Source organism: Streptomyces sp. NPDC039480 (assembly GCF_055597165.1).
Genome location: NZ_JBVITX010000003.1, coordinates 711,353 through 724,764 on the forward strand (window position 1 = coordinate 711,353; position 13,412 = coordinate 724,764).

The 13,412-nt window shown below is 72.1% G+C and carries 13 protein-coding genes; 2 read left to right on the top strand and 11 right to left on the bottom strand.

The window, feature by feature from the left end:
* Window positions 1–87: 87 nt before the first annotated feature.
* Complete coding sequence (locus ACZ56E_RS13840) at window positions 88–1,296, top strand: phosphodiester glycosidase family protein (RefSeq protein ID WP_471214102.1); 1,209 nt, start codon at window positions 88–90, stop codon at window positions 1,294–1,296.
* Between the two features lie 7 nt (window positions 1,297–1,303).
* On the opposite strand, the gene ACZ56E_RS13845 is transcribed toward ACZ56E_RS13840, so the two are convergent.
* The 3 genes from ACZ56E_RS13845 to ACZ56E_RS13855 all read right to left on the bottom strand — a co-directional run bounded on the left by ACZ56E_RS13845 (window position 1,304) and on the right by ACZ56E_RS13855 (window position 4,161).
* Entirely contained in the window at window positions 1,304–2,872 is a 1,569-nt protein-coding gene (locus tag ACZ56E_RS13845) for a hypothetical protein (RefSeq protein WP_471214000.1), read from the bottom strand.
* A 98-nt stretch (window positions 2,873–2,970) separates the two neighbouring features.
* Window positions 2,971–3,165 (bottom strand): hypothetical protein, encoded by a 195-nt coding sequence (locus ACZ56E_RS13850; protein WP_362989947.1) that lies wholly within the window; start codon window positions 3,163–3,165, stop codon window positions 2,971–2,973.
* 129 nt (window positions 3,166–3,294) lie between these two features.
* Window positions 3,295–4,161, bottom strand: coding sequence for a phosphatidylinositol-specific phospholipase C/glycerophosphodiester phosphodiesterase family protein (locus tag ACZ56E_RS13855; RefSeq protein ID WP_471214001.1), 867 nt, complete (start codon window positions 4,159–4,161; stop codon window positions 3,295–3,297).
* Between the two features lie 291 nt (window positions 4,162–4,452).
* On the opposite strand from ACZ56E_RS13855, the gene ACZ56E_RS13860 reads away from it, so the two are divergent.
* Window positions 4,453–4,854: a RidA family protein gene (locus ACZ56E_RS13860; RefSeq protein WP_471214003.1), complete on the top strand. Its 402-nt coding sequence runs from the start codon at window positions 4,453–4,455 to the stop codon at window positions 4,852–4,854.
* An 8-nt stretch (window positions 4,855–4,862) separates the two neighbouring features.
* On the opposite strand, the gene ACZ56E_RS13865 is transcribed toward ACZ56E_RS13860, so the two are convergent.
* The 8 genes from ACZ56E_RS13865 to ACZ56E_RS13900 form a co-directional block, all read right to left on the bottom strand.
* Window positions 4,863–5,537 carry an ABC transporter ATP-binding protein gene (locus tag ACZ56E_RS13865; protein ID WP_471214005.1) on the bottom strand — a complete coding sequence of 225 codons (675 nt, stop codon included), beginning with the start codon at window positions 5,535–5,537 and terminating at the stop codon, window positions 4,863–4,865.
* The gene (locus ACZ56E_RS13870) at window positions 5,530–6,441 is read right to left on the bottom strand and encodes an ABC transporter ATP-binding protein (RefSeq protein ID WP_468606058.1); all 912 of its coding nucleotides are present in this window, start codon (window positions 6,439–6,441) and stop codon (window positions 5,530–5,532) included. The genes ACZ56E_RS13865 and ACZ56E_RS13870 overlap by 8 nt, the downstream gene beginning before the upstream one ends.
* Window positions 6,442–6,485: 44 nt before the next feature.
* Complete coding sequence (locus tag ACZ56E_RS13875) at window positions 6,486–7,352, bottom strand: ABC transporter permease (protein WP_471214007.1); 867 nt, start codon at window positions 7,350–7,352, stop codon at window positions 6,486–6,488.
* A gap of 19 nt (window positions 7,353–7,371) precedes the next feature.
* A complete protein-coding gene (locus ACZ56E_RS13880) occupies window positions 7,372–8,337 on the bottom strand; it encodes an ABC transporter permease (RefSeq protein WP_471214008.1) in 966 nt (321 codons plus the stop codon).
* A gap of 59 nt (window positions 8,338–8,396) precedes the next feature.
* Window positions 8,397–9,992: an ABC transporter substrate-binding protein gene (locus ACZ56E_RS13885; RefSeq protein ID WP_471214010.1), complete on the bottom strand. Its 1,596-nt coding sequence runs from the start codon at window positions 9,990–9,992 to the stop codon at window positions 8,397–8,399.
* 129 nt (window positions 9,993–10,121) lie between these two features.
* Complete coding sequence (locus ACZ56E_RS13890) at window positions 10,122–11,219, bottom strand: acyl-CoA dehydrogenase family protein (RefSeq protein ID WP_471214012.1); 1,098 nt, start codon at window positions 11,217–11,219, stop codon at window positions 10,122–10,124.
* Window positions 11,216–12,403, bottom strand: a complete 1,188-nt coding sequence (locus ACZ56E_RS13895) for an acyl-CoA dehydrogenase family protein (protein ID WP_471214014.1) — start codon at window positions 12,401–12,403, stop codon at window positions 11,216–11,218. Before ACZ56E_RS13895 ends, ACZ56E_RS13890 begins: the two co-directional genes overlap by 4 nt.
* A complete protein-coding gene (locus tag ACZ56E_RS13900; RefSeq protein WP_471214015.1) occupies window positions 12,400–13,368 on the bottom strand; it encodes an NADPH:quinone oxidoreductase family protein in 969 nt (322 codons plus the stop codon). Before ACZ56E_RS13900 ends, ACZ56E_RS13895 begins: the two co-directional genes overlap by 4 nt.
* Window positions 13,369–13,412 lie beyond the last annotated feature (44 nt).

Consider the following 13,412-nt stretch of genomic DNA (forward strand, 5'->3'; position numbering starts at 1 on the left):
ATCCAGGAACCAGGGGGATCTGTGGCACGCCAGAAGCAACGCGGTGGACGGTCCAGAACGGTCTGCACCCTCTTCACGACGCTCGGCCTGCTGGCCGGTGCGGCTCTCGCGGGAGCGGCACCGGCCGGTGGTGCGTCCGGCGTCGCGGAGCGCGCCGGCGGCAGGATCGCGCCGGGCGTGGAGTACCGGTACTTCGACGTGGAGGGCTCCCGCGGCACGGCCCGCGCGCACGTCCTCGACGTGGATCTGCGCGACCCGCGCACACGCGTCGGGCTGCTGTATCCGGGCAAGGTCGCGGCGCGTGCGCCCGTCTCCGCGCTCGCGGACGGGGCCGGTGCCGTCGGCGGCATCAACGGCGACTTCTTCAACATCACCGAGACGCAGCACCCGGGTGTCGAGGCGACCGGTGCGCCCGTGGGGCCCGCGATCGCGAGCGGCCGCGCGCTCAAGGCCGCCGTGCCGAACGGGCAGCGCTTCGGGCCCGCGATGCCGCCGGGCGTGACCACCGAGGCCGTCCTCGGCGTCGGCCAGGACCGCAGGGCCCGCCTGGACAGCCTCGCCCTGGACGGGCAGATCCGCACCCGTGACTCCCGCCTCCCGCTGGGCGGCCTCAATCAGTACGCGCTGCCGGTGGGTTCCGTCGGCGCCTTCACCGCCGACTGGGGCACCGTCTCGCGCGTGCGCGCGACCTGCGGCACCGACACGAGCCGCGGCGCGCCCTGCAGCACCGACACGCACGAGGTGACGGTGCGTGACGGGCGTGTCGTTGCCTCGGCCGGCACGCCGGGCAGCGGTCCGATCGCCCCGGACGAGACGGTCCTGGTCGGCCGTGAGGGGGGCGCACAGGAGCTGCGGAAGCTGTCGGCGGGCGACCGGGTGCACGTCAGGCACCGTCTTGTGGCGGCCGAGTCGCGCAAGCCGTTGCGCTTCGCGATCGGCGGCTATCCCGTGCTGCGGAACGGTGTGCCGCTGCCCGGCCTCGATGCCACGACGTCGGCGGTGCGGACGGCGGCGGGCATCTCCGACGACGGCCGTCGGCTGCTGCTGCTCTCGCTCGACGGCTCCCCGGAGTTCCGTGCGGGCCTGACGATCGCCGAGGTGGCCGAGACGCTGCGGGGTCTCGGCGCGCGGGAGGGCTTCAGTCTGGACGGCGGCGGCTCCTCGACCCTGGTCTCCGCGACGTCCACGCTGGTCGCGCGCGCCCCGGGCGCCGATGCCGTGACGGTGCGGAACAACCCCAGCGGTGGGATCGAGCGGCCGGTTCCGAACGGCATCGGCGTGTTCTCCGGGAAGTGACGGGCCGTCACTCCGTGTCGCGTACCGCCACGAGCCCGTTGAAGACGCCCACATAGGCCGTCCCGTCGGGCCCGAGCGTCACGGGCGCCCAGTTGTTGTCGTAGGCGACGCCCGTGCCGGCGAGCCGCTTCCAGCGGGTGTCGCCGGTGCGGAAGTCGACCGCGGTGAGGTACCAGGCGTCGATGCCGAGGCTGTTGGGCTCCTTCGTGTAGAAGTACAACAGGCCGTTGGCGGTGGAGAGTTTGGGCACGGTCGACGGGGCGCGCACGCCGCTCTCCCAGGCCGTGTCGCAGCCGCTGCCGTCCTCACGCACGTCGATCCTGCTGACGCCGCCGACGACGCTGCGGCCGAAGGTGAGCGAGGTGATGTTCTCGTAGCCGTAGTTGTTCTCGACGACGAGGCTGTCGCCCCAGGTGATCAGCGAGTTGTCGGTGGTGGACGCGCCGGAGCCGAAGACGGGGACCTTGCACACGAGCCGCTCGTCGGCGGGCACGTCGGCGCCGCGCCGGTAGACGAGGACGTTCATGCGGTCGTCGGCGTTGTCGGTGATCGCGACATAGTCGTCGTGTTCGCCGAAGAGGTCGGGGGTGGTGCCCGAACCCTGGTTCACCGAGCCGGGCTTGGTGCCGGTGCCGCGGTCGTACGTCTGGCGCCAGACGGCCTTCGGTGTGCCGTCCGCGGCGGCCCGGAAGCTGTAGAGGGCGTGGTCGGAGACGATGGAGACGCCGTCCTCCGCTACGGAGAACGAGTTCTGGATCTCCTCGCCGGAGAGGCGGATCGAGCGGATGTCGCCGGACTTCGGGTCGACGGTCCCGACCCGCCCCTGCCGCGTCACCCACCAGATGCGTCCGTCCCAGTCCGGCATCACCGAGGTGACCGGGTCGCACTCGCCGCTCGGGTAGAGGTTGGTCCAGCTCACGCAGTCGTGCGGGACGTGGGCCGTCAGGTCCCACTCCTTGTCGACGACGAAGCGCCATCCGCCGTCGGCCGTGCGCTCGTGTGCGAGCCGGACGATGTGCTGGCGGGAGTCGGCGAGGACGAGCCTGTCCTCGTTGTCGAGGTACGAATAGGCGCCGCCCGACGTGTCCTTGAAGATCTTCGAGAAGTCGAGCCGGGTGATGGCCTCGACGGTCGAGGGCCGCTGCGGCAGCTTGTACTCGGCGAGCGTGTCCAGCGTCCTCGGGTCGAGCAGCTTGACCAGGAAGCCGGTGAACGTGCCGCACACGGTGACGATGCGTCCGTCGCGGTCGAAGGTGACGGTCGCGCACTCGCCGCCCAGCGCCGCCATCTTCTCGCTGTCGACCGCGGGCCGCTTCCCGAGCGGCCCGCTCCAGGGGTACGTGCCGCTGCCCGCCGCGTCGGCGTGCATGCCGCTGCGGCCGTTGGCGGCGAGGTACGGGTGCTGGGGCGGCGGGGTGCCGGGCAGCGGGCGGGCGTCGGCGGGGGCGCCCTCGTACTGCTCGACGAGCCGGTGCCCGGGGGCTCTGGGGATGTCGTCGGCGTGGGCGGGGGCCGCGAGGGACACGGTCAGGGCCATGGCACCGGCGGGGACGAGGCGGCGCAGTCTGCTGGACATGCGCCGAAGCTAGAGCGCACCCCTTGAAGTGTCCATGAAACAGCGTCAGTTGTTCATGAACCCGAAAGGAACGGCCTTCGGACCGGCGTACGAACCGGTCACGGCCGGATGCCGCTGACGATGTGGGCGGTGGCCGTCAGACCGTCCTGGATGGTCGGGGCCATGCTCGTGCCGGCCAGGTAGAAGCCCAGCAGCAGACAGACGACGGCGTGCGACAGCTTCAGCGCTCCGTTGCGCAGAAAGACAGCAGCAAGGATCACGAGCAGCAGCACGACAGAGATCGAGACAGCCATGCGAAGTACCTCCTCCGCCACGTGGGACCGCGGCTTCCGGCCGTCAGTGTTGCGCAGCGGAGGAGGCGTTCGGGCGTCTGACCTGTGCTCCGAACGGGTGTTACTCGCGCGAAGGTTGATCCGGTCGGATCATCGGCCGCGCGCGTCGAGGAACGCCTCGAGGCCCGCGAGGTCATCGGTGTTGAGGTGGTCGACACCGGCGGCGAGCAGCTCGCTCCAGACCGCGTCGCGCTGCGGGCCCGGCAGGTCGGGCGTCGCCCAGAAGCGGACGCGCTGCCCGCGCGCGTGGGCGGCGGAGACGATCCCGCGCAGCTTGTCGCGCTCGGCGGCGGGCATCGGGCCCGTGCCCTGCCAGCTGAAGTTGAGGAACCAGTTGTCGCTGATCAGCGGGATGAACGAGGCGGGCGCGGCGGTTCCCAGGTCGGCGAGACGGCCGTCGTAGAAGGCGTGCCGGACGCGCTGCGCCGCCATGGGAGCGCGGGCCGCGCGGTCCCCGGAGACGACAGCCGTGATCGCGCCACGGCGCACCTTCCCATGGGAGTACGACGTGAAAAGGCGCCGATAGGGCAGCAGTTGGCGATGGAGCGCGGCGTACGTCGACGCACCCTCGGTCTTGATGTCGATGAGCAGCTGGAAGGGCATGCGGTGGTGCCCCCGGTACACGGACCCGTGGTTGGCGCGCACCCGCGCCGCCAGGGGCTTCAGGTAGAGCGATGCGAGGGTGCGGGTGGGGTCGAGGTCGACCGGGTCGTGGGCGACGAGGAGCTCTCCGTCGACGAGAAAGATGTCGGCCTCGACACTGCCGAAGCGGTGGTCGAGGGCGTCGAAGAGGGGCCGGGGGTGTTCGTAGTCGTTGTGGGCGTGAGCACGGAACAGCGGCCGGGGACGAGGGTGTCCCCCGCCGCTGCTCGCCTGCGCATGGGCGGGTATCGCGACGCCGCCCGCGAGGGCCGCGCCAAAGGTGGTGAGGGCTCTGCGACGGGTGGTGAGGGCCATGTCTGCCTCCCGGAGGAACGGGTCGTGACGCGCCGGGCCACGACGCGCGGATACGACGGTGAGCGGAACCTCAGTGAGTATGAGGCCCAGCCCGTGTCAGGAAACCCTGGCCTTACGGGAGTTGGCGCTATCGATGCCGGGCGTTCACGACGGGGGCCGTGACCTGCTCGGTCACCGTCTGGTTCCTCGGTTTCTGGAAAGTGCGTCCTTCCAGTTCAGTGGCTGCTCTCCTACGGTTCCCGAGTAACCACAGGAGAGCGAGAGCCCTCGCGACAGGGAGCGGACGACAGCATGACCATGAACGATGTCTTCAGCCACGACGTGCCGGCCGAGAGCGCCTTCGGCTATGCGCAGGCGATCAGGTCCGGTGACCTGATCCATGTCTCCGGACAGCTCGCGCTCGACGAGGTCGGCGAGTTCCGTCACGCGGACGACTTCGCCGCCCAACTCGACCTGACGTACGCCAACTTCGACAGGGTCCTGCGCCACTACGGCGCGACCCGTGCCCAGATCGTCTCGCAGACCCTGTACGTGGTGAACCTGCGGCAGCACGCCGGGGCGGTGGCGGAAGGCAATCTGGCGTACTTCGGGGGCCACCGCCCGGTCAGCACGGTCGTCGGCGTCACCGAACTGACCTTCCCCGGTCAGGTCGTCGAGATCAGCTGCATCATCGACACCCGGCTGCCCGCCTGAGCGGGCCCTTACCGCTCGGCGGGCGCCCTGTCGGCCAGTTCGTCCCAGTGCGTGGTGCGGTCGCACCACCGTTCCAGGAGGACGCGGTCGTGGCCGACGGCCAGCAGTCCGGCGCCGCGTTCGGCCCGGTACTCCTCCACGACGTGGACCAGGGCCGCCGTCGTCGAGGCGTCCAGCATCGCCGTCATCTCGTCGCAGATCAGCCAGCGCGGGCGCAGCACCAGCGCGCGGGCCAGGCACGCGCGTTGCAGCTGGCCGTCGCTGACCTCGTGCGGGCGGCGGCCCAGCAGGTCCTTGCCGAGGCCGACGCGGGCCGCGAGCTCCGGGACCGCGGTGGCCGCTTCGGAGCCGCGGCCCACCGCCCGCAGCGGTTCCGCGATCAGGTCGGACAGGGCCAGCCGGGGGTCGGCGGAGAGCCGGGGCTGCTGGAAGACGACGCCGAAGGCCGTGCGCTGTTCGCGGGGGGCGCGGTGGCGCCAGCCGCGGGCGGTCTCGCCGTCGATGACGACCTGGCCCGCGTCCGGGCGGTGCAACAGCGCCGCGACCCGCGCGAGGGTGGACTTGCCGCAGCCGCTGGGGCCGAGCAGGCCCACGGACTCGCCGGGGGCGATGGTGAGGTCGACATCCCGGACGACGGGCGCGCGCCGGTCGTATCCGGCGGTGATGGCGCGCAGTTCAAGCACGGGGGGCCTCCAGCACATCCGCGTGGGGGTGGTGGCAGGCCGCCCCGCCGGTGAGCGCGGGCAGCGCGCCGCACGCCTCGTCGGCCCGGTCGCAGCGGGCCGCGAACGCGCATCCCGCGGGGAGCGCGGACAGCTCGGGCGGCATGCCGGGGACGGGGGTGAAGGCGCGCTCCGGCAGGGCGTTCAGGAGGCCGCGGGCGTAGGGGTGCCGAGGGCCTGGCGTGCCGAAGAAGTCGGTGGCGTCGGCGAGTTCGACGACGCGGCTCGCGTACATCACGGCGACACGGTCGGCGATCCGTTCCGCGGCCGCCAGGTCGTGGGTGATCAGGAGCAGCGCGCGGTCGTCGCCGACGTGCCGGCGCAGTTCGTCGACGGTACGGTCCACGAGGTCGCGGTCGAGGCCGGTCGTGGGTTCGTCGGCGAGCAGCAGCGGCGCGTCGCCGATGAGGGCGAGCGCGGTGGCGGCGCGCTGGGCGAGGCCGCCGGACAGCTCGTGGGGGTAGCGGTCGAGGTGGCCCGAGGGGAACGCGGCGCGCTGGGCGGCCGCTTCGGCGGCGGCCCGCAGCTGCGGCTTGCGCACCCCGGCGAGCTCGCGCAGTGTCTCCTCGAGCTGGGAGCGGACGGTGCGGACCGGCGTCAGATGGGCGGCGGGGCTCTGCGGTACGAGGCCGACGCGCCGCCCCCGCACGGTGCGGGCGAGGGTGCGCTCGTCGGCGGTGAGAAGATCCAGGCCACCGATCAGCGCGCTCCCCGCGGTCTCGGCGTTCTCGGGAAGCAGTCCGAGCAGCGCGGAGGCGAGCACGGACTTGCCGCAGCCGCTCTCGCCGACCAGGGCGAGGCACTCCCCCGCCGCGAGGTCGAAGGTGGCGTCGGTGACGGCGGAGACGTGCGTGCCGCCGCGCATGCGGAACCGTACGGAAAGACCCTGTACGGAGAGGACGGGGACCGTCACAGCATGAGCTCCGATCGGCGCCGGGGATTGATCCGTTCCCGCCAGGCGCCCGCGAGGCCCGCGATCGCCAGGGTGGGCACGATGATGAACAGGCCGGGGAAGAGGGTCGGCCACCAGTCGCCAGCCAGGAGCGAACCGCGCGCGCTCTGCACGAGCGTGCCGAGGCTCGCCTGGTGGGAGGGGAGGCCGAGGCCGAGGAAGGACAGCGCGGACTCGTGCCAGATGGCGTGCGGCACCATCAGGACGGCGGCGAGTCCGGCCTGCGGCAGGACGCCGGGCAGCAGGTGCCGCACGGCGACGCGCAGCCGTGAGGCGCCACCGGAGATCGCCGCGTCGACATAGGGCCGCGAGCGCAGGGACAGCACCTCGGCGCGCACGATGCGGGCGGTGGACAGCCAGTGGGTGAGCGCCACCGAGACGACGACCGGCCAGACGCCGGGCCGGAACATCGCGACGATGAAGATGCCGAGCAGCAGGTGCGGCACGGACGAGAAGACGTCCACGAGCCGCATGACGATCCGGTCGACCCAGCCTCCGGAGGCGGCCGCGAGGGCGCCGACCGCCGTGCCGATGACGGTGGCGACGACGGCCGCGACGACGCCCACGAGGAGCGAGACCCGCAGGCCGTAGACGCAGCGCAGCAGCAGGTCGCGGCCGACGTCGTCGGTGCCGAAGGGGTGCGCGAGCGACGGCGGCCGCAGCTTGGCGGCCAGGTCGACGGCCTGCTCGTCGAGGTTCACGAGCGGTGGTACGACGAGGACGGCGAGGACGACCGCGGCGACGATCACCGCGGAGGTGCGCACCCGCCACGCGCGCGTGGAGCGGCGCACGCCGCCCTTGGCGCGCCACACGATGTCCGTCATCTCGGTCCTCCCGGCCGGCTCAGCCATCGAATCCCACCCTCGGGTCGGCGAGGCCGTACAGGAGGTCGGCCACGAGGTTGCCCAGGAGGACCGCGGCGGTGGCGAGCGCGGTCAGGGCGGCGAGCAGCGGGAAGTCCACGGAGGTCGCCGCCTGCACGGTGGCGGCGGCGATGCCGGGCCAGCTGAAGACGGTCTCCACCAGGAGCGCCCCGGTGATCAGTTCGGGTACGCGGGAGCCGATGAGCGTGAGCACGGGCAGCATGCCGGAGCGCAGCGCGTGGCCGAGCAGCACGGTCCGTTCGGCGAGGCCACGCGCGCGTGCGCCGCGTACGGGGTCGTCGCCGAGCGCGTCGCCGACGCCTTGGCGGACGTACAGGACGAACCAGGGCAGCTGTGAGATGGCGAGGACGCCCGCGGGCAGCACAAGGTGGCTCGCGACCTGTCCGGCGGTCACGGTCGAGCTGGCCGTGTCGGTGAGGCCGCCGGAGGGCAGTACGCCGAGCTTCAGCGCGAACAGCCAGACGGCGAGCAGGCCGAGCCAGAACGGCGGCGCGGCTTCGAGGGTGTACGCGAGGGAGGTCACGGCGCGGTCGACCCAGCCGCCGGGGCGGCGGGCGGCGAGGACGCCGAGGGCGGTGCCGAGCAGGATGGCGACGAGGAACGCGGTCGCGGCGAGCAGCACGGACCAGCCGATGCGTTCGCCGATGGCGTCCGCGACGGGCTGCCGCAGGGTGCTGGAGTCGCCGAGGTCACCGGTGAGCGCCGAGGTCAGCCAGTCCCACCAGCGGGCGGTCAGCGGCCGGTCGACGCCGAGGTTGGCGCGCAGCTGGTCGAGGTTCTCCTGCGATGCGGTGAGCCCGGCCGTGCCCGCGTACGCCTTGACGGGGTCGAAGGGCGATGCGGCGGCGATGGCGAAGACGCCGAAGGTGACGACGAGCAGCACGGGCACGGCGAACAGCAGCCGCCGTGCCGCGAGGCGTGCCATCGGCCCCCAGGGAAGGCGACGCCGCGTCGCCTTCCCGTGGGCCTCGGATATCGCCGATGTCACTTCTTCGGCTGCCAGTCCTCGACGTTCCACCAGGGGCCGGAGGCCAGGCCGTGGTCGTGCGGCTCGGTCTGGGTGGTGAGGTCGCCGAACTTCTTGTCGACCACGTAGAGGTGGTCGATGTGGGTGAGGAAGGTGTAGCCCGGGTTCTTCACCAGTTCGCGCTGGATGGTGTCGTACGCGGCCTGGCGCTCGGCGTGGTCGCCGCTCTTGCGGGCGTCCTCCAGGGCCTTGTCGACCTTGGGGTTGTCGTAGTGCGCCATGTTGTTGAAGCCGTCGCCGGCGAGGGACGACTTCAGGAGCGTGTACTGGTCGAAGTCCGGGTCGGCCGGGGAGCCGCCGCCCGCGAGGACCGCGTCCTTGGGCATGCGGGGCTCGATGACCTCCCACGTGCCGGACTGCACCTCCACCTTGATGCCGATCTTCTTGGCGTCGGAGGCGTAGGCGAGGGCGTGGTCCTGGCGGAGCTTGTCGCCGGAGAGGTACCAGAGCGGGAACTTCGCCTGGACGCCGTCCTTCTCGCGGATGCCGTCCTTGCCCGGCTTCCACCCGGCGTCGTCGAGGATCTTCTTCGCCTTGGCGGCGTCGAACTTGCGCTCGGTGCCCTTGGTGAACCAGGGGCTGTCCGTCGGGACGGGCCCGTAGGCCTCCTTGCCCTCGCCGTACAGGATCGAGTCGACCATGGCCTTGCGGTTCACGCCGACGTCGAGGGCACGGCGGACGGCCGTGTCGCCGGCGACCTTGTTGCCGGTGGGCAGGGTCACGACGCGGTAGTCGAAGGTCTTGGCGGCGTAGGTGTTCTTGCCGCTGTCGCTCTTGTACTTCTTGGCGAGGTTGGGCGGCAGGATCGCGCCGTCGAGCTCACCGGCGTCGAGCCGGGTGGCGCGGATGTCGTCGTCCTTGATGATCGCCATGGTGAAGTTCTTGACCTTCGGCGCGCCGCCCCAGTAGTCGGGGTTGGCCTTGAAGGTGAGCTTCTCGCCCTTGGACCACTTGACCAGCTCGTACGGGCCCGTGCCGACCGGCTTGGTGGTGAAGGCGCCGGTGTTCACGTCCTGCTTGGCCGCGATGTGCTCGGGCGCGATGGGCAGGACGGTCCGCTCGGCGAACGGCGCGTAGGGGTACTTGAGGTGGAAGACGACGGTGTCCGCGCCCTTCGCCTCGACGCTCTTGACGGCGTCGAGCTCGGTCTTGGACGCGTTGTTCGTCTTCTTGTCGAGGATCGTCTCGTACGTGAAGACGACGTCCTTGGCGGAGAAGGGCTTGCCGTCGCTGAACTTGACGCCCTTGCGGAGCTTGTACGTGTAGGTCTTGCCGTCGTCGGTGACCTTGGGCAGCTCGGCCGCGAGGGCGGGCTTGAGCTTCATGTCGGCGTCGTGCGTGAGCAGCCCGTCGAAGATCTTCGAGTTGCCGTCCTTGCCGTAGCCGAGGAGCGGGCTGAGGGTCTCGGGCTCGTACGCGATGCCGACGACCGCCGAGTCCTTCGCGCCGCCCGCGCCGCCGCCGTCGCCCGGCGCCGAGCAGGCGGAGGCGGCGACCGCTATCGCGGCCGCCGTCGCCACCGCGCCTGCGCCCCGTATCGATCGGGCCCTCATGCTCCACACCCCTACTGAAGATCAGCTGTTGTTGCGAACAGCTCGCAATTATGCACGACGTAATGATGGCGTAAAACGCGCAGCCCGCACCTGGTAGGTGCGGGCTGCATCAAAACCGGGTCCGGTGGGTCAGGGTGCCTGGAGGTCCACCAGCTCCGCGAGCGCCTCGCGGTGCCTTCCCGCCGTGCCGTAGGCCACCGAGTCCGCCTTGGCGCGCTTCAGGTAGAGGTGGACGGGGTGCTCCCACGTCATGCCGATGCCGCCGTGCAGCTGCAGCGCCTCCTCGGCCGCGCGGACCGCCACGGGGGCGGCGTAGGCCTGGGCGAGGGCGGCCGCCACGTCCGCGTCGGCGCTGCCGGTGGCGAGGGCGTCGCAGGCGTGGCGGGCAGCGGCGCGGGTGTTGACGACCTCGGTCCACAGCTGGGCGAGCCGGTGCTTGAGCGCCTGGAAGGAGCCGACGGGGCGGTTGAACTGGTGCCGCTCCTTGGTGTGGCGGACCGTCTCCGTCAGGCACCACTCGGCGATGCCGAGCTGTTCCGATGCGAGCAGCGCGGCACCGGACCGCAGGCCTCGCCGTACGGCCGCTGCCGCGTCCGCGTCCCGGGACAGCTCACGCGCGCGTGCCCCGTCGAAGGTGACGGTGGCGAGCGGCCGGGTGAGGTCGAGGGAGGTCTGCGGTGTGACGGTGACGCCGTCCTGCGCGGTGTGGACCGCGTACAGCCCGCCGTCGGCGGGGACGAGGAGGACATCGGCGCCGATCGCGTCCGCGATGCCGGTCACCTGCCCGTGCAGGGCGCCCTCCTCATGGCGTACGCCCTTGACGGGGGCGCCTGGGGCGACGGCGAGGCTCACGGCGAGTGCGCCCACGGTGCGCCCCGCGGCGAGCGCCCCGAGCAGCTCGGTGGCCTCGCTGCCCCCGCAGGCGAGCAGCGTCTCCGTGGCGACGACGGCGCTGGTGAGATAGGGCACAGGCGCCACCGAGCGGCCGAGCTCCTCCAGCACGACGGCCGCTTCGCGGTGCGTGGCGCCCTGGCCGCCCAGCTCCTCGGGGATGAGGAGCCCGGCCAGGCCCATGCCGTCGGTGAGCGCCTTCCACAGCTCGCGGTCGAGCGGTTCGTCGCTCTCGGCGCGTGCGATGACGGTCGCGGCGTCGCACCGGTCGGCGAGCAGGGCCCGCACGGCGGAGCGCAGCGCCTCTTCCTCTTCGGAGTACAGCAGGTCGCTCATCGCGCGAGGTCCTTCCAGGCGACGTCCTTGTCGGTGCGCGGCTCGGCGGGCAGGCCGAGGACGCGCTCGGCGACGATGTTCAGCAGGACCTCGCTGGTCCCGCCCTCGATGCTGTTGCCCTTGGAGCGCAGATAGCGGTAGCCCGCGTCGCGGCCGGTGAAGTCGACGATCTCGGGCCTGCGCATCGTCCAGTCCTCGTACAACAGCCCCTCCTCGCCGAGGAGTTCGACCTCGAGGCCGCTGATCTCCTGGTTGAGGCGGGCGAAGCCGAGCTTCATGCCGGAGCCCTCGGGCCCCGGCTGCCCCGCGACGAGCTGCTGGCGCAGCCGCTCCCCGGTGATCCTGGCCACCTCCGCGTCGACCCAGAGCTTGAGCAGACGCTGGTGGAGGTCGTGCGTCCGCAGCTCGGGACGCTCGCGCCAGACCTTGGCGACCGGGCCGATCATGCCGCCCTCGCGCGGGATGCGCATGCCGCCGATGGAGACGCGCTCGTTCATGAGCGTGGTCTGGGCGACCTTCCAGCCGTCACCGACCGCGCCGAGGCGGTGCGCGTCCGGGATGCGCACGTCGGTGAGGAACACTTCGTTGAACTCGGCCTCGCCGGTGATCTGGCGCAGCGGCCGCACCTCGACACCGGGGTCCGTCATGTCGCACACGAAGTACGTGATGCCCCGGTGCTTGGGCACGTCGGGGTCGGTGCGGGCGATCAGGATGGCCCAGCGGGCGGTGTGGGCGCTGGAGGTCCACACCTTCTGGCCGTTGACCACCCAGTCGCCGGTCCCCTCGTCGCGGACGGCGCGGGTGCCGAGCGCGGCGAGGTCGGAGCCGGCGCCCGGCTCGCTGAAGAGCTGGCACCACACCTCCTCGCCGGTCCACAGCGGGCGCAGGAAGCGGCGCTTCTGCTCCTCGGTGCCGAAGCCGAGCACGGTCGGCGCGGCCATGCCGAGGCCGATGCCGATGCGGCGCGGTTCGTTGTCGGGCGCGCCCGCGGCCTCCAGCTCGGCGTCCACGACGGCCTGCAGGGAGCGCGGCGCGCCGAGCCCGCCGAGGCCCTCGGGGTAGTGCACCCAGGCGAGGCCGGCGTCGAAGCGGGCCTTGAGGAAGTCGGCGCGGTCCGTGGTGGCGGGCGGGTGCGCGGCCAGCAAATCCTGGGTGCGCGTGCGCAGTTCGGCGGCGTCGGTCATGCGGCACCTCCGTGCGGCAGGACGACGACCCGGCCGGTCGTGACGCCGTCGGCGACGCGCTGCACGGCGGACGCGGCGTCGGCCATCGGCACGCGGTCGCTCACCAGCGGCTTGATGGCACCCTTGGCGGCGAGCTCCGACAGCTCCTCGTGGCAGCGCTGGATCAGGCTCGGGTCCTTGGTCTTGTACAGGCCCCAGTGCAGGCCCACGATCGAGTAGTTCTTCACGAGCGCGTGATTGAGCGCGGGCGTCGGGATGGAGCCGCTGGCGAAGCCGATGACGACGATCCGGCCCTCGAAGGCCACGCACTTCGCCGACTTGGCGTACGCGTCGCCGCCCACCGGGTCGTAGATCACGTCGGCGCCGCGGCCGCCGGTCGCTTCCTTGACGGCACCGATCACGTCGTCCGTACGCCGGTCGAGGACGAGGTCGCAGCCGAGCTCGCGCGCGACCTCCGCCTTGTCCTCGCCGCCGACGACTCCGATGACCCTGGCGCCGGCGGCCTTGCCGAGCTGCACCGCGGCGCTGCCGACACCGCCCGCCGCCGCGTGCACCAGGAGGGTCTCGCCCGCCTGGAGGTGCGCGCGGCGGTGCAGGGCGAACCAGCCGGTCTGGTAGCCGATGTGGAGCGCGGCGGCCTCCGCGTCGTCGAGCGCGTCGGGGGCGGACAGCAGGGCGGCCTCGTCCGCGACGGCGTACTCGGCGAAGCCGCCGTACGGCAGCACGGAGTTGGCGATCACCCGCCGGCCGTCCTCGGTCTCGCCGCAGATCTCCATGCCTGGCGTGAACGGCATCGCGGGCCTGACCTGGTACTGGCCCCGGCAGAGCAGCGCGTCCGGGAAGTTGATGTTCGCGGCGCGGACCTTCAGCAGCACCTGCCCCTCATCGAGCGCGGGGCGCTCCACCTCGTCGAGGCGCATCACCTCGCCCGGCTCGCCGTTCTCGTGCACTTGCCATGCCTGCATGCGGGGCCTCCACGGGGCTGTCGTAGACCGTGCTCGTCCGCATA

Bases quoted from the DNA above. Each gene is read 5' to 3' on its own strand.
- ACZ56E_RS13900 (WP_471214015.1), bottom strand. From the start codon at position 13,368: ATGCAGGCATGGCAAGTGCACGAGAACGGCGAGCCGGGCGAGGTGATG.
- ACZ56E_RS13870 (WP_468606058.1), bottom strand. From the start codon at position 6,441: ATGCGCGGCGGCACGCACGTCTCCGCCGTCACCGACGCCACCTTCGAC.
- ACZ56E_RS13885 (WP_471214010.1), bottom strand. From the start codon at position 9,992: ATGAGGGCCCGATCGATACGGGGCGCAGGCGCGGTGGCGACGGCGGCC.
- ACZ56E_RS13890 (WP_471214012.1), bottom strand. From the start codon at position 11,219: ATGAGCGACCTGCTGTACTCCGAAGAGGAAGAGGCGCTGCGCTCCGCC.
- ACZ56E_RS13880 (WP_471214008.1), bottom strand. From the start codon at position 8,337: ATGGCACGCCTCGCGGCACGGCGGCTGCTGTTCGCCGTGCCCGTGCTG.
- ACZ56E_RS13875 (WP_471214007.1), bottom strand. From the start codon at position 7,352: ATGACGGACATCGTGTGGCGCGCCAAGGGCGGCGTGCGCCGCTCCACG.
- ACZ56E_RS13850 (WP_362989947.1), bottom strand. From the start codon at position 3,165: ATGGCTGTCTCGATCTCTGTCGTGCTGCTGCTCGTGATCCTTGCTGCT.
- ACZ56E_RS13855 (WP_471214001.1), bottom strand. From the start codon at position 4,161: ATGGCCCTCACCACCCGTCGCAGAGCCCTCACCACCTTTGGCGCGGCC.
- ACZ56E_RS13895 (WP_471214014.1), bottom strand. From the start codon at position 12,403: ATGACCGACGCCGCCGAACTGCGCACGCGCACCCAGGATTTGCTGGCC.
- ACZ56E_RS13860 (WP_471214003.1), top strand. From the start codon at position 4,453: ATGACCATGAACGATGTCTTCAGCCACGACGTGCCGGCCGAGAGCGCC.
- ACZ56E_RS13845 (WP_471214000.1), bottom strand. From the start codon at position 2,872: ATGTCCAGCAGACTGCGCCGCCTCGTCCCCGCCGGTGCCATGGCCCTG.